General features: G+C 28.1%; 34 protein-coding genes, 1 tRNA gene and 1 pseudogene. All 36 read left to right on the top strand.

The features are described from left to right. Window positions 1–241: 241 nt before the first annotated feature. Entirely contained in the window at window positions 242–550 is a 309-nt protein-coding gene (gene rpsJ / locus ACXX87_RS03475; protein WP_436358809.1) for a 30S ribosomal protein S10, read from the top strand. Window positions 551–571: 21 nt separating this feature from the next. Beyond that, window positions 572–1,249: pseudogene (gene rplC / locus ACXX87_RS03470) on the top strand (50S ribosomal protein L3); the annotation flags it as partial. Between the two features lie 119 nt (window positions 1,250–1,368). Then, window positions 1,369–2,082: a 50S ribosomal protein L4 gene (gene rplD / locus ACXX87_RS03465; RefSeq protein WP_458557633.1), complete on the top strand. Its 714-nt coding sequence runs from the start codon at window positions 1,369–1,371 to the stop codon at window positions 2,080–2,082. Continuing rightward, window positions 2,082–2,504, top strand: a complete 423-nt coding sequence (rplW, locus tag ACXX87_RS03460; protein ID WP_458557632.1) for a 50S ribosomal protein L23 — start codon at window positions 2,082–2,084, stop codon at window positions 2,502–2,504. The genes rplD and rplW overlap by 1 nt, the downstream gene beginning before the upstream one ends. A 59-nt stretch (window positions 2,505–2,563) precedes the next feature. After that, complete coding sequence (gene rplB / locus ACXX87_RS03455) at window positions 2,564–3,409, top strand: 50S ribosomal protein L2 (RefSeq protein WP_436358812.1); 846 nt, start codon at window positions 2,564–2,566, stop codon at window positions 3,407–3,409. Then, window positions 3,409–3,684: a 30S ribosomal protein S19 gene (gene rpsS, locus ACXX87_RS03450; RefSeq protein WP_458557631.1), complete on the top strand. Its 276-nt coding sequence runs from the start codon at window positions 3,409–3,411 to the stop codon at window positions 3,682–3,684. The genes rplB and rpsS overlap by 1 nt, the downstream gene beginning before the upstream one ends. Further along, on the top strand, window positions 3,684–4,022 hold the full coding sequence (gene rplV / locus ACXX87_RS03445) for a 50S ribosomal protein L22 (RefSeq protein ID WP_436358814.1): 339 nt from the start codon (window positions 3,684–3,686) through the stop codon (window positions 4,020–4,022). The genes rpsS and rplV overlap by 1 nt, the downstream gene beginning before the upstream one ends. Window positions 4,023–4,031: 9 nt before the next feature. Then, the gene (gene rpsC / locus ACXX87_RS03440) at window positions 4,032–4,682 is read left to right on the top strand and encodes a 30S ribosomal protein S3 (RefSeq protein ID WP_436358815.1); all 651 of its coding nucleotides are present in this window, start codon (window positions 4,032–4,034) and stop codon (window positions 4,680–4,682) included. Continuing rightward, window positions 4,682–5,107: a 50S ribosomal protein L16 gene (rplP, locus tag ACXX87_RS03435; RefSeq protein WP_436358816.1), complete on the top strand. Its 426-nt coding sequence runs from the start codon at window positions 4,682–4,684 to the stop codon at window positions 5,105–5,107. Before rpsC ends, rplP begins: the two co-directional genes overlap by 1 nt. Beyond that, entirely contained in the window at window positions 5,107–5,313 is a 207-nt protein-coding gene (gene rpmC, locus ACXX87_RS03430) for a 50S ribosomal protein L29 (RefSeq protein ID WP_436358817.1), read from the top strand. The genes rplP and rpmC overlap by 1 nt, the downstream gene beginning before the upstream one ends. Continuing rightward, the gene (gene rpsQ, locus ACXX87_RS03425) at window positions 5,313–5,582 is read left to right on the top strand and encodes a 30S ribosomal protein S17 (protein WP_436358818.1); all 270 of its coding nucleotides are present in this window, start codon (window positions 5,313–5,315) and stop codon (window positions 5,580–5,582) included. Before rpmC ends, rpsQ begins: the two co-directional genes overlap by 1 nt. Next, the gene (gene rplN, locus ACXX87_RS03420) at window positions 5,582–5,950 is read left to right on the top strand and encodes a 50S ribosomal protein L14 (protein WP_436358819.1); all 369 of its coding nucleotides are present in this window, start codon (window positions 5,582–5,584) and stop codon (window positions 5,948–5,950) included. Before rpsQ ends, rplN begins: the two co-directional genes overlap by 1 nt. Window positions 5,951–5,968: 18 nt before the next feature. Then, the gene (gene rplX, locus ACXX87_RS03415) at window positions 5,969–6,289 is read left to right on the top strand and encodes a 50S ribosomal protein L24 (protein ID WP_436358820.1); all 321 of its coding nucleotides are present in this window, start codon (window positions 5,969–5,971) and stop codon (window positions 6,287–6,289) included. A 16-nt stretch (window positions 6,290–6,305) separates the two neighbouring features. Further along, window positions 6,306–6,857, top strand: coding sequence for a 50S ribosomal protein L5 (gene rplE / locus ACXX87_RS03410; RefSeq protein WP_458557636.1), 552 nt, complete (start codon window positions 6,306–6,308; stop codon window positions 6,855–6,857). A gap of 7 nt (window positions 6,858–6,864) precedes the next feature. Next, the gene (locus ACXX87_RS03405; protein ID WP_436358821.1) at window positions 6,865–7,050 is read left to right on the top strand and encodes a type Z 30S ribosomal protein S14; all 186 of its coding nucleotides are present in this window, start codon (window positions 6,865–6,867) and stop codon (window positions 7,048–7,050) included. A gap of 8 nt (window positions 7,051–7,058) precedes the next feature. Next, the gene (rpsH, locus tag ACXX87_RS03400; protein WP_458557635.1) at window positions 7,059–7,451 is read left to right on the top strand and encodes a 30S ribosomal protein S8; all 393 of its coding nucleotides are present in this window, start codon (window positions 7,059–7,061) and stop codon (window positions 7,449–7,451) included. Between the two features lie 3 nt (window positions 7,452–7,454). Further along, entirely contained in the window at window positions 7,455–7,994 is a 540-nt protein-coding gene (rplF, locus tag ACXX87_RS03395) for a 50S ribosomal protein L6 (protein ID WP_458573281.1), read from the top strand. A 27-nt stretch (window positions 7,995–8,021) separates the two neighbouring features. Continuing rightward, window positions 8,022–8,375, top strand: a complete 354-nt coding sequence (rplR, locus tag ACXX87_RS03390) for a 50S ribosomal protein L18 (protein ID WP_436358823.1) — start codon at window positions 8,022–8,024, stop codon at window positions 8,373–8,375. A gap of 2 nt (window positions 8,376–8,377) precedes the next feature. Next, window positions 8,378–9,043, top strand: a complete 666-nt coding sequence (rpsE, locus tag ACXX87_RS03385) for a 30S ribosomal protein S5 (RefSeq protein WP_436358824.1) — start codon at window positions 8,378–8,380, stop codon at window positions 9,041–9,043. Window positions 9,044–9,056: 13 nt separating this feature from the next. Continuing rightward, window positions 9,057–9,500, top strand: a complete 444-nt coding sequence (gene rplO, locus ACXX87_RS03380; RefSeq protein WP_436358825.1) for a 50S ribosomal protein L15 — start codon at window positions 9,057–9,059, stop codon at window positions 9,498–9,500. 1 nt (window position 9,501) lies between these two features. Beyond that, window positions 9,502–10,929, top strand: a complete 1,428-nt coding sequence (secY, locus tag ACXX87_RS03375; RefSeq protein WP_436358826.1) for a preprotein translocase subunit SecY — start codon at window positions 9,502–9,504, stop codon at window positions 10,927–10,929. Further along, window positions 10,923–11,564, top strand: a complete 642-nt coding sequence (locus ACXX87_RS03370; RefSeq protein WP_436358827.1) for an adenylate kinase family protein — start codon at window positions 10,923–10,925, stop codon at window positions 11,562–11,564. The genes secY and ACXX87_RS03370 overlap by 7 nt, the downstream gene beginning before the upstream one ends. A gap of 1 nt (window position 11,565) precedes the next feature. Continuing rightward, on the top strand, window positions 11,566–12,315 hold the full coding sequence (gene map, locus ACXX87_RS03365) for a type I methionyl aminopeptidase (protein WP_436358828.1): 750 nt from the start codon (window positions 11,566–11,568) through the stop codon (window positions 12,313–12,315). A 191-nt stretch (window positions 12,316–12,506) separates the two neighbouring features. After that, window positions 12,507–12,722, top strand: a complete 216-nt coding sequence (gene infA, locus ACXX87_RS03360) for a translation initiation factor IF-1 (RefSeq protein ID WP_436358829.1) — start codon at window positions 12,507–12,509, stop codon at window positions 12,720–12,722. A 9-nt stretch (window positions 12,723–12,731) separates the two neighbouring features. Continuing rightward, window positions 12,732–12,845 carry a 50S ribosomal protein L36 gene (gene rpmJ / locus ACXX87_RS03355; RefSeq protein WP_027123513.1) on the top strand — a complete coding sequence of 38 codons (114 nt, stop codon included), beginning with the start codon at window positions 12,732–12,734 and terminating at the stop codon, window positions 12,843–12,845. A gap of 6 nt (window positions 12,846–12,851) precedes the next feature. Next, a complete protein-coding gene (gene rpsM / locus ACXX87_RS03350) occupies window positions 12,852–13,220 on the top strand; it encodes a 30S ribosomal protein S13 (protein ID WP_436358830.1) in 369 nt (122 codons plus the stop codon). Between the two features lie 3 nt (window positions 13,221–13,223). Then, a complete protein-coding gene (gene rpsK / locus ACXX87_RS03345) occupies window positions 13,224–13,610 on the top strand; it encodes a 30S ribosomal protein S11 (protein ID WP_436358831.1) in 387 nt (128 codons plus the stop codon). A 13-nt stretch (window positions 13,611–13,623) separates the two neighbouring features. Then, window positions 13,624–14,631 (top strand): DNA-directed RNA polymerase subunit alpha, encoded by a 1,008-nt coding sequence (locus ACXX87_RS03340; RefSeq protein ID WP_436358832.1) that lies wholly within the window; start codon window positions 13,624–13,626, stop codon window positions 14,629–14,631. A 2-nt stretch (window positions 14,632–14,633) separates the two neighbouring features. Continuing rightward, the gene (gene rplQ / locus ACXX87_RS03335) at window positions 14,634–14,996 is read left to right on the top strand and encodes a 50S ribosomal protein L17 (protein WP_436358833.1); all 363 of its coding nucleotides are present in this window, start codon (window positions 14,634–14,636) and stop codon (window positions 14,994–14,996) included. Window positions 14,997–15,136: 140 nt separating this feature from the next. Beyond that, a complete protein-coding gene (rplM, locus tag ACXX87_RS03330; RefSeq protein WP_436358834.1) occupies window positions 15,137–15,571 on the top strand; it encodes a 50S ribosomal protein L13 in 435 nt (144 codons plus the stop codon). Continuing rightward, window positions 15,571–15,993, top strand: coding sequence for a 30S ribosomal protein S9 (rpsI, locus tag ACXX87_RS03325; RefSeq protein WP_436358835.1), 423 nt, complete (start codon window positions 15,571–15,573; stop codon window positions 15,991–15,993). The genes rplM and rpsI overlap by 1 nt, the downstream gene beginning before the upstream one ends. A 58-nt stretch (window positions 15,994–16,051) precedes the next feature. Continuing rightward, a tRNA-Ile gene (locus ACXX87_RS03320) sits at window positions 16,052–16,128 on the top strand. 241 nt (window positions 16,129–16,369) lie between these two features. Beyond that, window positions 16,370–17,020 (top strand): translation initiation factor IF-3, encoded by a 651-nt coding sequence (gene infC / locus ACXX87_RS03315; protein ID WP_458557634.1) that lies wholly within the window; start codon window positions 16,370–16,372, stop codon window positions 17,018–17,020. Beyond that, complete coding sequence (gene rpmI / locus ACXX87_RS03310; RefSeq protein ID WP_458561189.1) at window positions 17,010–17,189, top strand: 50S ribosomal protein L35; 180 nt, start codon at window positions 17,010–17,012, stop codon at window positions 17,187–17,189. Before infC ends, rpmI begins: the two co-directional genes overlap by 11 nt. A 23-nt stretch (window positions 17,190–17,212) precedes the next feature. Next, on the top strand, window positions 17,213–17,566 hold the full coding sequence (rplT, locus tag ACXX87_RS03305) for a 50S ribosomal protein L20 (protein WP_436358837.1): 354 nt from the start codon (window positions 17,213–17,215) through the stop codon (window positions 17,564–17,566). 19 nt (window positions 17,567–17,585) lie between these two features. Next, window positions 17,586–17,783 carry a 50S ribosomal protein L28 gene (gene rpmB / locus ACXX87_RS03300; RefSeq protein ID WP_436358838.1) on the top strand — a complete coding sequence of 66 codons (198 nt, stop codon included), beginning with the start codon at window positions 17,586–17,588 and terminating at the stop codon, window positions 17,781–17,783. Window positions 17,784–18,034: the final 251 nt, after the last annotated feature.

Raw genomic sequence — 18,034 nt, 5'->3', positions numbered from 1 at the left:
AGGTATTTAATTTAATTTGAGAAGTAATTTGCTATTCAGTTTTGAAAGAACTATTTGCTCCTTAGAGGAGTTTTTTTATTATTTTTTAATTCACTTTTTTAAAAAATGTAGTATAATTTAAAAGTAAATTTAGACGTTGAAACATAAGGTTGCGATACTCCGAAATTAGTTGTTAGCAGAGTAACGGTTTTTATGTGGAGTCTAGTTCATCAAAAAAAGAACAGAAAGGACAACAATTTTAATGGAAAATAAGTTAAAAATTAAATTAAAAGCATTTGATCATAAAATAGTTGATAATGCATCACTTAAGTTAGTAAATTTATTAAAAGAATTAAAAGTAGATTTTAGTGGTCCAGTACCATTACCTACAAAAAGAGAAGTATTTACTATTTTACGTTCAGTTCATGTTAATAAAACATCACGTGAACAATTTGAAAGTAGAACACATCAAAGATTAATTGTTTTAAACAAATTTTCAAAAGAAGTATTAGACAAAATTAAGAGAGTTGAATTACCAGTAGGTGCTCAAATACTTATAGATACTAAATAAATAAAATAAGGAGGATCCAAGATGAAAGGAATCTTAGGAAAAAAAGTTGGAATGACTCAACTATATGCTGATTCAGGTATTTTATTACCAGTAACAGTTATTGAAGTTAAACCAAATGTTGTAACACAAGTTTTTTCAAAAGAAAAAGATGGCTACAATGCATTACAATTAGGTTTAGAAGACAAGAAAGTTTCTAGACAAAACAAATCAGAACAAGGTCATTTTAAAAAATCTAACACAGCACCTAAGCGCTTCGTAAAAGAAATTAGAGAAATGGTTGGATTTGAACTTGGACAATCAGTTGATTTATCTATTTTTTCAGTAGGTGAATTAATCGATGTTACAGGAACATCAAAAGGAAAAGGATTTGCTGGAACAATTAAAAGACATAACCAAGCAATCGGACCTAAATCACACGGTGGTGGTGGTGGATCACAACCATTAAGACAAACAGGATCTTTAGGAGATATTTCAGGAAACAAAGTTGTTAAAGGTATGACAATGCCTGGACAATTAGGAAATGTAAAAAGAACAGTTCAAAATCTTGAAATCTTAAGCATTGATTTAGAAAATAATTTAATTATAGTTAAAGGTTCAGTTCCTGGACCTAAAAAATCATTTGTTATTCTAAAAGAAGCTGTTAAACAATTACCTTCTAAAACACCTGTGCAATTAGTTAACCTAAAAGAGGCTTTAGAAAAAAATCATTTATTTGAATTAGCTAAAAAATATAATGTAGAACTACATATGGAAATGTCAGTAAAAGAAATGAAAGAATTATTAAAAGCAGCTGAAGATAAAGCAGAAGGAGATAAATAATGGAAAAGGTTGTTAAAAAAACATCAACAACTTCTAAAAAAGAAACATCGACAAAAAAACCTGTTTCTAAAACAACTAAAAAAGTAGAAGTTAAAACATCAAAAAAAGTTGATACTCCATTAGTAAGAAAAGAAGTTAAATTACCAAAAGAAGTTTTTGGAATTGAAACATTTAATCAACAAGCTGTATTTGATTCAATTATTGCTGAAAGAGCTTCAAGAAGACAAGGAACACATAAAGTAAAAAATAGAGCTGAAGTAAGTGGTACTGGTAAAAAACCTTGAAGACAAAAAGGTACAGGTAGAGCAAGAGCTGGTTCTATGAGATCACCAATTTGAGTAGGTGGTGGAAGAGCTTTTGGACCTACAGTGGAAAGAAATTATAATTTAAAAGTTAATAAAAAAGTTAGACAATTAGCTTTATTAAGTTCTTTATCACAATTAGCTAAAAACAAACAAGTTATAGTAGAGGAAATAAAAGTTGAAAAATATTCAACAAAAGAAATTGTTTCTAAACTAAAAGATTTACAAGTAGAAAAATTAAGAAATATTTTAGTAGTTTCAAATGATGAAAAAGTTTATATTTCTGCAAGAAATCTTCAAAATGTAAAAGTGACAAAAGTTACTTCATTATTAATAGAAGACTTAGTAAAAGCAGATATCTTGATTTTAAGCCAAGATGATATTAAATATTTAGAAGGGTTGGTTAAATAATGAATATTAATGAAATAATCAAATACCCAATTTTAACTGAAAAAAGTTATTTACAAATGAGTTCAGGAACATATGTTTTTGCTGTTGATAGAAGAACTAACAGAAGTGAAGTTAAAAAAGCAGTTGAATATATTTTTAATGTTAAAGTAGAAAAAGTAAATATTTTTAATGTTCCAAAAAAACCTGCAAAATTAGGTAGATATCAAGGATTTACAAATTCTTTCAAAAAAGCTATTGTTACTTTAGTTGAAGGACACACAATTGCTGTTCTAAATGAAGATTTAGAATCACCAGCACCAGAAGAACAAACAAATGTAGTGGAAGAAACTAAAAAAGAAACAAAAGTTTCTAAATCAGCATCAGAAGTTGATAAAAAAGTTGCAGAAAAAATAGCAGCTAAAAAAAATAAAGAAAAAAAATAATTCATAGAACTTTAAAGAAAAACAATATTTTAAAGTTATTAATAAAATAAGGAGAGAAAATGGCGATTAAACATTATAAACCAACTTCAAATGGTCGTCGTGGTATGTCTACCCTTGATTACAAGCAAAATTTATCAGGACACGAACCTGAAAAAAGCTTATTAGTTACATTACCTAAAAAATCAGGTAGAAACAATCAAGGAAAAATAACTACACGTCACAAAGGTGGAAGAAATAAAAGAAAATATCGTATTATTGATTTCAAAAGAAATAAAGATAATATTTTTGGAACAATTAAATCTATTGAATACGATCCAAATAGATCAGCTAATATTTCTTTAGTTGTTTATGCAGATGGTGAAAAACGTTATATTTTATCACCTAAAGATATTAAGGTTGGACAAAAAGTTATTTCAGGTGAACAAGTTGATATTTTAGTAGGTAACTCATTACCTTTATCAAATATTCCTGAAGGTACAGTTGTTCATAACATCGAAATGCAACCTGGAGGTGGAGGAATTATCGCTCGTTCAGCTGGGTCTTCTGCACAAATCCAAGGAAAAGATGAAGATGGAAAATACGTAGTTTTAAGACTAAAATCAGGTGAATATAGAAGAATTTTAGCAAAATGTAGAGCAACCATTGGAGTTGTAGGTAATGAAGAACATTCATTAGTTAACATTGGTAAAGCAGGAAGAAATAGACATTTAGGTATTAGACCTACTGTTCGTGGATCTGTAATGAACCCAATTGATCACCCACATGGAGGGGGAGAAGGGAAACAACCTATTGGTAGAAAATCTCCATTAACTCCATGAGGTAAAAAAGCTCTTGGTGTTAAAACAAGAAATAATAAGAAATCTTCAACAAAATTAATTATAAGAAGAAGAAAGGAAAGTAAATAATGGCTAGATCACTTAAAAAAGGTCCATTCGCTGATACATCTTTATTAAAAAAAGTTGAATTAATGAATGAACAAAAAAATAAAAAACCAATTAAAACATGATCTAGAAGATCAACAATCTTTCCTCAATTTGTAGGACTAACATTCCAAGTTCATAATGGAAAAATATTTAATGATGTTTTTGTAACAGATGATATGGTAGGACATAAATTAGGAGAATTTTCTCCAACAAGAACCTATACAGGTCATGGTGCTGATAAAGGGAAGAAAAAATAATGCAAAAAGCAATAGCAAGTGTTAAAATGCAAAGAGTATCTGCTCAAAAAGCTCGTTTAGTAGCAGATTTATTCCGTTATAAAAATACAACAGAAGCACTATCAATCCTACATAACACAAATAAAAAAGCATCAAAATTATTTATTAAATTATTAAATTCAGCAATTGCTAATGCAATTAATAACTTTGGTATGGATGGTGATAATTTATTTGTAAGTTCAGTTCAAGTTAATGAAGGACCTACATACAAAAGATTTCAACCAAGATCTAAAGGAACAGCATATTCAATTTTAAAAAGAACATCACATTTATCAATAACAGTAGAGGAAAGAAAGTAGGAAAATTTTATGGGACAAAAAGTTAATCCAAATGGTTTTAGATACGGTATTACTAAAAAACATAATGTAAATTGATTTGCTGATAAAGCTAATTTTGCTACTTACTTATTAGAAGATGTAAAAATTAGAGAATATGTTGAAAAATTTGTTAGAGATTATCAAATAGGACAAGTTGAAATTAGAAGAGATCAAAACAATAAAGTTACTTTAACAATTCATACAGCTAAACCTGGTGTAGTATTAGGTCAAGGTGGAGAAAATGTTAAAAAAATGACAACAGATATTCAAAAATTTGTTAAAAATAAAAAATTAAATTTATCAATTGATGTTGTTGAAATTCAAAAACCGGAATTAAACGCAAGATTAGTAGCTGAACAAATAGCTATTAAATTAGAAAACAGAGGATCATTTAGAGTAGCTCAAAAATTTGGAATTAAAGTTGCTTTAAAAGCAGGAGCTAAAGGAATTAAAACTCAAGTTTCTGGTAGATTAAACGGTGTGGAAATGGCTCGTGCAGAAGGATATTCTGAAGGAGAAATGAAATTACACACTTTAAGACAAAATGTTGATTATGCTCAAGCAACAGCTCATACAACTTATGGTGCTTTAGGAGTGAAAGTATGAATTTCTTTAGGAGAGGTTAAAGAGGGTGATAAATAATGTTACAACCAAAAAGAACCAAATATAGAAGAAATTTTAGAATTTCACACGATAAAAGAGAAGCACATAAAGGAAATAAAGTTTCATTTGGAGAGTTTGGTTTACAAGCAACAACTTCTGCTTGAGTAACAGCTAGACAAATTGAATCTGCAAGGATTGCTATCACAAGAAGAATGGGTCGTGAAGGAGATGTTCATATTAGAATTTTCCCTCACTTATCATTAACTTCTAAACCTATCGGAGTACGTATGGGATCTGGTAAAGGTTCTCCTGAAAAGTGAGTAGCAGTTGTAAAAGTTAATACAATGATGTTTGAAGTTTCAGGAGTAAAAGAAGAAATAGCTAGAGATGCTTTAAGACTTGGTGGACATAAATTACCAGTAAAATGAAAAATAGTTAAAGCAAATGAAGAAGGGGATGAATAATGGAATTTAAAGAATTAAAAAACAAATCTCTTTCAGAACTAAAACAATTAGTAGCTGAACACAAAGCTGAGTTATTTTCTTTAAGATTTAAAAATGCTACATCACGTTTAGATAAAACTCATCAAATCAAAGAAATTAGAAAAAATATTGCCAGAGTTTTAACAGCTATACAACAAAAAGAAAACAATGATAAAGGTGGAAAATAATGGAAAGAAAAAATACAAAGAAAACATTAATTGGTACTGTTGTTTCTGATAAGAATCAAAAAACAATTATTGTTGCAGTAGATTCTTATGTTAAACACCCTTTATATGGAAAAAGATTTAAAGTTACTAAGAAATTTGCAACTCACGATGAAAAAGAAGAAGCTTCTTTAGGAGATATTGTTAAAATCAGTGAAACAAGACCTTTTTCAAAAACTAAAACATTTAGATTAGTTGAAATTCGTGAAAAAGCAAAAGAAGGAGCTAAATAATGGTTCAAGAACTCTCAAGATTAGTTGTTGCAGATAACTCAGGTGCAAAAGAAGTGGGTTTAATTAGAAACTTAGGTGGTTCAGTTAAAAAAACTTCAAATATTGGTGATGTGATAGTTTGTTCAGTTAAAAAAGCTCTTCCAAACGGAATTGTAAAAGAAGGACAAGTTGTGAAAGCAGTTATTGTTCGTTCAACTTATGGAATCAAAAGAAAAAATGGTTCACATATAAAATTTGATGACAATGCAGTTGTTATTATTAAAGAAGATGGTTCTCCAAGAGGAACACGTGTTTTTGGTCCAATAGCTAGAGAAATAAGAGACAAAGGATATTCCAAAATTGTTTCACTTGCACCAGAGGTTTTATAGAAAGGAATAATTATTGATATGAAAATTAGAAAAAATGATGAAGTAATAGTTATTTCAGGATCACATAAAGGAAAAATTGGTCAAGTTTTAGAAGTTTATCCAAAAACACAAGAAGTTAAAATTAAAGATATTAATAAAAAAACTAAACACCACAAACCATCACAATCAAGAAGTGAAGGTTCAATTGAGGTTGTTGAATTCCCATTACACGTTTCAAAAGTATCTTTATTAGTTAAAAAAGCTACTAAAGATAAACCAGCTCAATATTCAAAAATAGGTTACAAAATGGTAAATAATAAAAAAGTGCGTTTTGTTAAAAAAACAGGGAAAACAATTTAGTTAGAAAGGTAATTTTATAAAGATGACATTAAAAGAAAAATACGAAAAACAAGTTAAAAAGAATTTACAAGAAAAATTTGCTTATACATCTGTAATGCAATTACCTAAAATTGAAAAAATTGTTTTAAATATGACAGCTGGAAAAGAAGTAACTAATTCTAAAGCTATAGAAGAAGTTATGAATGAAATGGCATTAATTTCAGGGCAAAAACCTTATCAAACAGTTGCTAAAAAATCATTAGCTTCATGAAAATTACGTGAAGGAATGCCAATGGGAGCAAAAGTTACATTAAGAAGAGAAAGAATGTGAGAATTCTTAGATAAATTAATTAATGTAGCAATTCCAAGAATTAGAGACTTTAGAGGTGTAAATCCTAAAGCTTTTGATGGAAGAGGAAATTATTCATTAGGAATTAAAGAAGAAATTATTTTTCCAGAAATTAGTTTCGATAAAATTAGAAAAATTAAGGGATTGGATGTAATTATTGTTACAACAGCAAATACAGATAAAGAAGCAAAATTTTTATTAGAACAATTAGGAATGCCTTTTGGTAAGGCAGAAAAATAGGAGTAAAATGGCAAAAACATCATTAAAAGCAAAAGCTAAAAAACATAAAAAATTCAAAGTTAGAGAATATACAAGATGTGAATTATGTGGTCGTCCACATGCTGTTTTAAGAAAATTTAAAATCTGTCGTATTTGTTTTAGAAAATTAGCACATGAAGGAAAAATTCCTGGTATTAAGAAAGCGAGTTGATAATTATGGCTATAATTACAGATCCAATTGCAGATATGATTGTAAGAATCAAAAATGCATTTATGAGAAAACACAAATTTGTTGAAATCCCACATTCTAATAAAAAACACAAAATTTTAGAAATCTTCAAAAAAGAAGGTTATATTCAAAATTTTGAAACTCAAGGAGAAGGTGTAGAAAAAAAACTTGTTGTAGAATTAAAATATAAAGGTACAACAAGTGCTATTACCGGAATTAAAAGAGTTTCAAAACCAGGATTAAAAGTTTATTCATCTGTTGGAGATTTACCAAAAGTACTTTCAGGATATGGAACAGTTATTGTTTCTACATCTAAAGGTTTATTAACTGATAAAGAAGCTAGAAAGGAAAATGTTGGTGGTGAAATTATCGCCTTCATTTGATAATTTATGTCTAGAGTAGGAAAAAGAGTTTTATTAGTTCCAGAAGGAACAGAAGTATTAGTTAATAATAATTTAGTTACTGTTAAAGGTAAATTAGGACAATTAGAAAGAGAATTTTCTAATTTAATCAAAATTAAAATAGAAAATAATCAAGTTACAACAGAAAGATTAAACGAAGAAAAACATACAAAGCAATTACATGGTACAACCAATTCCTTACTTGCAGGAATGATTAAAGGTGTAACCTCTGGTTTTTCAAAAGAAATAGAAATTAAAGGTGTTGGTTACAAAGCTACATTAAAAGGTAACCAAATTGAAATTTTAGCAGGATATTCACACCCTGTATTAATAGATGTTCCAAATACTTTAAAAGTAGAAGTTCCAAAACCAGTTTCTATAATTGTTTCTGGTATTGATAAACAACAAGTTGGACAATTAGCTGCTGTTATTAGAAGTGTTAGAAAACCTAATCCTTATTCAGGAAAAGGTATTATGTATAAAAATGAAAACATTAGACGTAAAGAAGGGAAAAAAGCTTCTAAATAATTTTATAATAGAAGCGAGGTATTATCAATGGCTCAATTATCAAGAAATAAAGCTAGAATTAAAAAACATCATAGAATTAAATCTAAATTAGTTTTAGGTACAGCAACCAAACCACGTTTATCAGTTTTCAAATCACTAACAAACTTTTATGCACAATTAATAGATGATACTAAAGGAGTAACAATAGCATCTGTTTCAACTTTAAAACATAAAGAATATAGCGGAAATATTAAAGTAGCTGAAATACTTGGAAAATTAATGGGACAAAAAATTAAAGAATTAAAAATTGAATCAATTGTATTTGATCGTTCAGGTTATATTTATCATGGAAGAGTAAAAGCATTTGCAGAAGCAGTTAGAAATGAAGGAGTTAAATTTTAATAATGGAAAATAAAGAAATTAAAAAAGAAGTTGTTAAAAAAGCAACTCCAACTAAAAAAATAGAATCTTCAAGAGAACCAAAAAAACACTTCCATTCTAAAGACAAAGATTCAAAAACATCTAATAATAATCGTAAATTTTCAAGACCAAAAAAAGAATTTAACAAACAACCTTTCCAAAATGAATTCGAAGAAAAAGTAATTGATGTTGCAAGGGTAACTACTGTTGTTAAAGGAGGGAGAAGATTTTCTTTCTCAGCATATGTAGTGGTTGGTAATAAAAAAGGAAAAGTTGGTTTTGGTCACGGAAAAGCTAATGAAGTGCAAGATGCTATTAAAAAAGCAGTTAAAGATGCACAAAACAATTTAATAACTGTTCCAGTGGTAGAAGAAGCTGCAACAGTACCACATGAAATTAAACAAAAATTCTTAGCATCTAAAGTACTATTAAAACCAGCTCCAAAAGGAAAAGGAATTATAGCATCTGGTACAGTTCGTGCAGTTGTAGAATTAGCAGGATATTCAAACATTTATACTAAAACTTATGGTTCAAGAACAAAAGCTAATATCGTTAGAGCAACAATCATTGCTTTACAAAATCTTAGAACAGTAGAAAAAATTGCTGAATTAAGAGATATTAAAGTAGAAGATTTGTTAAGCAATAAATAGTCCAGGAGGAAAAATGTCATATAAATTACATACATTACAATACACTGAAGGTTCAAGAAAAGAAAAACACCGTAAAGGTCGTGGACATGCAGCTGGTAAAGGAAAACAAGCTGGTAGAGGACAATCAGGACAAACAAAACGTGGAACTGTAAGACCTGGATTTGAAGGAGGACAAAACCCTCTCTTCAGACGTTTACCAAAAATCGGTTTTAACAATGTTAATAAAGTTGAATATCAAGTTATATCATTAGAAAAATTAGATGCTACATTTAAAGATGGTGACAAAGTAACATTAGAAATGTTATTTGAAACTAGATTAGCAAGAAGAAAAACAATGCCTGTAAAATTATTATCTTCAGGTACATTAACTAAAAAAATATTTATAGAAGTTAATGCCGTTTCAAACTCAGCAAAAGAAGCGGTAGAAAAATTAGGTGGAAAAGTAGAATTGGTTTAAGATGTTTTATAGATTAAAAAAAGTATTAAACTGGATAGGATTAATCTTTTCAAAAATCTATTTAAATATAAAACATAAAATTCAAACATTTTCCAAAGAAAAAATCTTAACTAAAAAAATATTATTTTCTATATGAATTTTAGCTATTTTTGTTATAGCAGGTACAATCACATTACCTGGTGTATCTATAAATAAAAATGCTTCTTTAGATTCTAATTCATTTTTAGGAATAATTAATATTGTAGGTGGTGGTGGGTTAACTAACTTTTCAATAGTAGCCTTAGGAATAGGACCATTCATAACAGCATCTTTAATTATGATGGTTGCTCAAACTAAATTATTTCCACCAGTTCATAGGTTAAGTCAATCAGGACCGCTAGGTAGACGTAAAATAAATATTATTACAAGACTTTTAACTATTTTTATAGCTATAGCTCAATCAATTTTTTTAATTAGAACATTGTTTGATGCTAATTTAGGAGCACAAAGTTTTGTATATTTAAGCAACAATGCAGCTTATTATAAATACTTTATTTTACCTTGTATACTTATTAGCGGTTCTTTGTTTTCTTTATTTTTAGGAGAACAAATTACTGAAAAAGGAGTTGGTAATGGGACTTCCCTTTTAATTTTTACAGGAATTGCAACACGCTTACCAAGTAAATTAAAAGGAGCCTTTAATTACTTTATTTCAGGATCTAATTCAGACTCTTTGATTAGTAATATAATTTTCTTTGGAGTTTATATTATTGGTTTTTTAGTTTTAATTTTTATAGTTGCATATGTTTATACTGCAGAAAGAAAAATACCTATTCAACAAACAGGATCTGGAATGACTAAAAATGTTAAAGATATTTCAGTATTACCAATTAAAGTAAATCCAGCAGGTGTTATGCCAATCATTTTTTCTTTAATTGTTTTATCTTTACCAACTTTAATAGTAGGACTTCTTGATCCATACACTTCATCTACAAGATATTTTGTAGAAAGAAGTTTAAGATTAACTGATCCAATTGGATTTAGTCTATTTGTAGTTATTACCTTTTTATTTGCAATTGGTATGGGATTACAACAGTCTAGAGTGGATAAAATTTCAGAAGATTTTGGAAAAAATTCAACCTTTATTCCTGGAATAAGACCAGGAGAACAAACAGAAGATTATTTAATTTCTGTTGTTTTAAGACTTTCTATTTTCTCTGCATTTTATCTTGTAGCAATTGGTTCTTTAGAACCTATTATGCAAATGTTTGGAATGCCACGGAGCATTACATTTGGTGGAACTTCTATTATTATTTTAATAACCACAGCATTAGAAACAATAGGTCAAATTAAAGCAAGAAGACAATCAGAAAAAATTTCACAAAAAAGAAGAAAAATTAGTAAATCATTTACTAAACAAAATAAAAATAACGGAGATTTATTATGATAAAAAACATAATTTTTTTAGGTGCACCAGGAGTTGGAAAAGGAACTGTTGCATCATTACTTGCAAAAGAAATTGATTTTATTCATTTATCAACAGGAGAAATTTTTAGAACCGCAATTAGAAACCAAACTAAATTAGGTTTGGAATTAAAAAATATTGTTGAAAGTGGTAGATATGTTCCTGACAATATAACTAATGAAATAGTAAAAGAAAAGTTAGAAGAATTAAACAAACAAAACGTTAACTTTATTTTAGATGGTTATCCAAGAACAATTAATCAAGCAGATTTTTTATCAAATTTAAGCACTTCTCAAATAAAAAATGTTATTTTATTACAAGCTCCAAGTGAAGTTATTATTCAAAGACTTTCTAAAAGAAGATATTGCCCTACTTGTTCTGCAACTTATCATCTTGATTTCAAACCTTCTGCAAAGCAATTACTTTGCGAAAATGACGATACAGTTTTATTACAAAGAAAAGATGATGAAGAAGAAGCAATTATTCGTAGATTAGAAGTTTATAATAATGAAACTAAAGTATTAATAGATTATTATAAAGACAAAAATATGTTAATCACTATAGATGCAACACAAACTCCAGAATTCATAGTACAAAAAATAGTTAAAGAAATTTTATAAAATGAGCAAATTGATAAAAAAAGATTTTGAAATAGAATTAATAACTAAATCAGCAAATATTCTTTCAGAAGTAAAAAAAATAGTTTATGATGCAATAGAAGAAGGGGTTTCTTTATTGCAACTAGACAAACTTGCTTATGATGAAATTATCAAAAGAAACGCAGAACCAGCTTTTTTAGGTTACCAAAATTTTCCTAACACAATTTGCGCTTCTTTAAATCATGAGTTAATTCACGGAATTCCGGATCAAAGAATTTTAAAAACAGGGGATTTAATTTCTATAGATTTAGGAGTTAAATATAAAGGATACTATTCAGATTCTGCCTTTTCCAAATCAGTTGGAAAAGAAAATAATCTTGAAAACGAAAAACTGATTTCTGTTGCAAAAAGAGCAATAGATGCCGGTATAAATGCAATCAAACCTGGAGCAAGGATAGGAGATATTTCTAAAGCAATTTCCAAGGTTATTTTTGAAAACAAAATGTTTACAACAGAGGAATTTTGTGGCCACGGAATTGGAAAAAAACTTCATGAAGCACCTAATGTTTACAATTTATATACAGGAGATAAAGGGATTTTGTTAAGAGATAATATGGTAATTTGTATAGAACCTATGATTTTACAAGAAAGTCCGGAAGTTAAAATATTAAGTGATGGTTGAACTGTGGTTCCAAAATATAACCGTAAAAAAACAGTTCACGCGGAAGAAACCATTTTAATTAAAAATGGAAAAGGAATAATTTTAAGTTAATTCAAAGAGTTGGAAAAATTCAAAAATTTAGTATAATTTTTAATGTTAATTATACAAGCCTGGCATAAGGTAATGTCGAAATAAGTCCAGGTATTTCTTTAAAGGGCACAATTACTTTTAAAGAAATAAAATAATAATAAATACCAAACATTAATTGTACAAATAAAAAACCAAAAGAGGTATTTCAATAAATGGCAAAAGATGCAATCAAAATGACAGGTAAAGTAATTCAAGCACACAATTCTAGTGAGTATGAAATTTTATTAGAAAATAATGCTAAAATTCAAGCTCACATTTCAGGAAAAATGAAAATGTATCACATTAAAATAATTCCTGGAGATAGTGTTGATGTTGAAATTAGTCCTTATGATTGAACAAAAGGAAGAATTGTTTATCGTCATAAATAAAGGAGATTTATGAAAGTAAGAGCATCAGTTAAAAAGATGTGTAAAGACTGTAAAATAATCAAAAGAAATGGAATAAATAGAATCATTTGTATTCTACCAAAACACAAACAAAGACAAGGTTAGGAAAATATGGCTAGAATTTTAAACATAGAAATTCCAAATAATAAGAGAGTTGTTATTTCTCTAACTTATATTTTTGGGATAGGAAAATCAAGAGCTCAAGAAATTTTACAAAAGGCTCAAATAGACGAAAATATTCGTGTAAAAGATTTAAGTGAAGAACAATTATCAAAAATAAGAGATATAGCTTCACAATATACAACAGAAGGTGATTTACGTCGTGAAGTAGCTATTAACATTAAAAGATTAATGGAAATTAAATGTTATAGAGGAATCAGACATAGAAAAGGATTACCAGTTCGTGGTCAAGTAACTCAGAAAAATGCACGTACAAGAAAAGGACCAAGAAAAACTGTTGCTGGAAAGAAAGGTAAATAAGATATGGCTAGAAAAGTTAAAAGAAAAAATATTACTAGCGGAATCGCTCACATTCACTCAACTCACCAAAACACAATTGTAACTTTTTCAGATGAAAAAGGTAATGTAATTGCATGATCTTCATCTGGTGCTATTGGATATAAAGGGACAAAAAAGAAAACTCCATATGCAGCAGGATTAGCAGCAGCAGCAGCATCTGAAGCAGCTAAAGAACATGGAATTAAAGAAGTTAAAGTTGAAATTAAAGGTTTAGGACCAGGAAAAGATGCAGCAAGAAAACAAATTGAAGTTTCAGGTATTACTGTTACTGAAATTAAAGATGTTACACCTATTCCACATAACGGAACAAGACCTCCAAGAAAAGTAATCAAAAGAGAAACAAAAAGATAGGAGTTGTTAAGTTATGCAAAAAATGGCAAAAGTAAATTACAAAGAAGAAAAAGAAAATAAACATTCAGATTATTTCACTTCTTTTGTTTTAGAACCTTTAGAAAGAGGATTTGCTAACACTTTAGGTACAGCTTTAAGAAGAACAATATTATCTTCAGTTTCTTCAGTTGCTCCATTTGCAATTAGAATTGAAAAAGTAGATCACGAATTTCAAGCAATCGACAACGTAGAAGAAGATGTAGTTACTTTATTAAATAATTTAAAGAAAGTAAAGTTTATTTATAATAAAGAAGTTTTTATTGATAAAAAACCTGTAAGAGTTTCATTTAATTATGATAAATTTACTGAAAAAAATATTTTTGCAAAAGATATTCAACTACCAGCAGGAGTAACTATTGTAAACCCTGATCAACAAATCGCAACTCTTTCTAAAGCAAACGCTTTAAAATTCGAAATGTTTTTATTATCAGGAAGAGGATTTGTTTCTTTTGAAGACAACAAAAAAAATATTTTAGAATATGGTTCTGAATTAGAATCAAATTTAAAATCAGGAACCATTTTAGCAGTTGATTCAGATTTTTCACCTGTTACAAATGTTCAATATAAATTTAGTGAACTTAACTCAGCTTCTAACATTATTCAAGAAAAACTAGAATTTAATGTTAAAACAGATGGAACAGTAGAAGCAAAAGAGGTTATTGCTCAAGCTGCAAAAATTTTAATTGCACATTTGAAAATAGTTTCAAATACTGAAAATTTAGAAATTAATGAAAAAGACTATTTTGAAGAAGAAAAAGTTAAAGAAGAAACTCCTAAAGATAAATCAATTGATATTAATGATTTAAGTTTAACAGTAAGATCATTAAATGCTTTAAGACGTGCAGGATTTAGAACTGTAGCAGACTTAGAAAAAATTGATGAAGAAGAATTAAATAATGTTAAAAATTTAGGTAAAAAATCCGTTCAAGAAATTATTGAAAAATTAGCTGAACGCGGTATTTCACTTAAGAAAGGAGACTAAAAATGGCTAATCCAACACAATTATTTAGAAGAAATTCAACTTGAAGAAAACACGTTTTACGTTCTTTATCTACAGATGTTATTGTTCACGGAAGAATCACAACAACAGAAGCAAGAGCTAAAGAATTAAGAAAACACGTTGAGAGATTAATTACAAAAGCAAAAACTAATACACTTGCTTCTCGTCGTTTAGCAGCTGCATTTTTAAGAGATGTAAAAACCAGTGATGGTAAATCAGCATTATCATATTTATTCGATGTAGTAGGACCAAAATATAAAAGTCGTAATGGTGGTTATACAAGAATAATTAAATTGCCTGCAAGACAAGGTGATAATTCTAAAATGGCTATTATCGAATTAGTTTAAAATATGAAAATAACCGTTTTTGGTTATTTTTTTTATAAAAGATTTGGTTTTATAAAAAAAAGTATTATAATTTAAAAGCAATATTTATTAAATACCTGTTACATTATTAAATAAATTATTAAATTATCAAGGAAGGAACAATGAGACAAACAACTATTGTTAAGCATCTTGAAACAGACAAAAAATGATATGTTATTGATGCAGAAGGACAAGTTTTAGGGCGTTTAGCAACTTTAGCTGCTACTTATTTAAGAGGAAAAAATAAACCTACATTTACTCCAAATGTTGATATGGGAGATAACATTATTGTTATAAATGCAGAAAAAGTAATTTTAACTGCAAACAAAGATGAAAATAAAATTTATTATTCACACTCAGGTTATCCAGGTGGATTAAAATCAATTAAAGCAAAAGATTTAAGAGCAAAAAAACCAGCAGCTATTGTTGAAAAAGCAATTAGAGGAATGTTACCACACACAAAATTAGGAAATAGACAAAGAGTAAATTTATTTGTATATGCTGGACCTGAACATAAACATGAAGCACAAAAACCAATGAAATTAGAGGTTAAATAATGGCTAAAGAAATGAAAAATCAAAAAATGTTAACTGGAACATTCTATCGTGGTTTAGGAAGAAGAAAATCTTCTACTGCAAGAGTTATCTTAAAACCAGGAAAAGGAAAATTTACAATTAATAAAAGAGAAGCTAAAGACTATTTAATGTCAGATCTTTTAATTAAAGATGCTTTACAACCTTTAACTATTACAGAAACAGAAGGAACATGAGACATTATCGTTAATGCTTCTGGTGGTGGTTTATCTGGGCAAGCTGGAGCAATTAGATTAGGAATAGCAAGAGCTTTATTAGAATCTTCAAAAGATTATAAACCTAATTTAAGAGAAACAGGTATGTTAACAAGAGATGCAAGATCTAAAGAACGTAAAAAATACGGACTTAGAAAAGCACGTAGAGCAAGACAATTTTCTAAACGTTAATATAAAACACACATTTTGTGATATAATTTGTATGCAATTTGCATATAAATTTATTAATGGGAGCGTAGCTCAGACGGTTAGAGCACACGACTGATAATCGTGAGGTCGATGGTTCGATTCCATTCGTTCCCACCATTTCAAATTTTGACCAAAAGCAATTATTTGCTTTTTTTATTTGCTTTTTTTGCAAAAAAATATATAATTTAATAGCAATAGATAAAAATTGCAGAAAGTAGATTAATCTCTCACCTAATGGTTATTCCATGGGTATGCTACAATTTTGTTTATAAACTATTTTATTATTAAATTGTATCTAATTGAGAGAAAGTGGTGTATTACCACTTTATTTTATTTAAATTCGTAAGGAGAAAGAGTTATTAGTAAATTAAATAACAATTTTGGGAATAAAAAAAAGCCACAACAAGAACATTTTGTTAATGAAAATATTCCCTTTTCAAAAATTTTCGTAATAAATTCAGACAACAGTCAAGTTGGTGTTCTTTCTAAAAATGAAGCTATCGAAATGGCGAAAGAACAAAAAATGGACTTAGTTATTATTTCTATTGATAATTCAGGTGACAAACCTAAGCCAATAGGAAGAATAATGGATTATGGAAAATTTAAATATGAAAGAAAGAAAAAACAAAAGGAAGTAAAAGAAAAACAAACTTTTGTTAATAATAGAGAAATTAGACTAACTCCAGGAATAAACATTAAAGATATAGAGACCAAAGCAAGAAAAGCTAGAGAATTTCTTTTAGATGGAGATAGAGTAAAAATTTCTTTAAAATTTAGAGGTAGAGAGGCTTCTAGACCTGAACTTGGTAAAGTTGTTTTAGATAAATTTTATGAATACATTTCTGACATAGCTAAAATTACAAAAGATGCACAGCAAAATGAAAGATTTTTAGATATGTATGTTGAAAGGGATAAAAAGAAATTACCACATTTGACAAGTTCTAAAAAAGAAAAAGAATTAAAACAAGAAGAGAAAGGTAAAACCGAAAATGCCAAAAATGAAAACTAAATCCTCTTTAAAAAAGAGATTAAAAGTTACAGGAAGTGGAAAAGTTAAAAGAGGACAAGCTTATAGATCTCATTTAGCTCAAAACAAAACAACTAAACAAAAAAGACACGCAAGAAAAGCTACATTAGTTTCTGCATCAGATTTAAAAAGAATAAAAGGTTTATTTTAATAACATAGAAAGAGGTAACAACAATGAGAGTTAAAGGTGGAACTGTTACAAGACAAAGAAGAAAAAAATGATTAAAATTAGCTAAAGGATATTGAGGACATAAATCAATAGGATTTAAAGTTGCAAAACAAGCAGTTGTTAAATCTTGAACTTATGCTTTTAGAGATAGAAAACAAGTAAAAAGAGATTTTAGAAAATTATGAATAGCAAGAATTAATGCTGCTTCTAGACCTCTTGGAATTACATATTCTCAATTAATTAACGGACTTAAAAAAGCTAATATTGAAGTTAATAGAAAAATGCTTTCAGAACTTGCGATTCATCATCATGAAGTTTTTGAAACTATCATTAAACAAGCAAAAAGTGCTTTAAAATAATTAGAAAAGGAGAATAAATATGGCAAGAAAAGATGCAATAACAGGAAAAGGTCCTATGGTGGGAAATAAAAGATCTCACGCTTTAAATGCTACTAAAAGAACTTTTAGATTAAACTTGCAAAAAATGAAAATACTTAATGAAAAAGGGCAAGTTGTTACAATTAAAGTAAGTGCAAAAACAGCAAGAACTTTACGTAAAAACGGTAAATCAAACTAGTTTTTAATTAATATAACAAAAAATAACCTAAAAATTTTTAGGTTATTTGGTAGTGTAAGATATTTTGTGTAAATTTCTCTTGCTTACTTTTTAGTAAGAGATTTGAGAATAGCAAAACACAAATCTATTAAAATTATACAAAAAATCATAAATAGACAAAACAAAAACCAGGAATTTAATCCTGTTTTTGTAAGTCATTTATGATTTTTTAATTACTCATTATCAAATACTATTTTTAATTGATTTAAAAT

The sequence above is a fragment of the Mycoplasma sp. 613B genome (genome assembly GCF_054343485.1).
The sequence above is the reverse complement of the archived record's forward strand: the minus strand, read 5'-3'. Positions and strand labels throughout refer to the sequence as shown.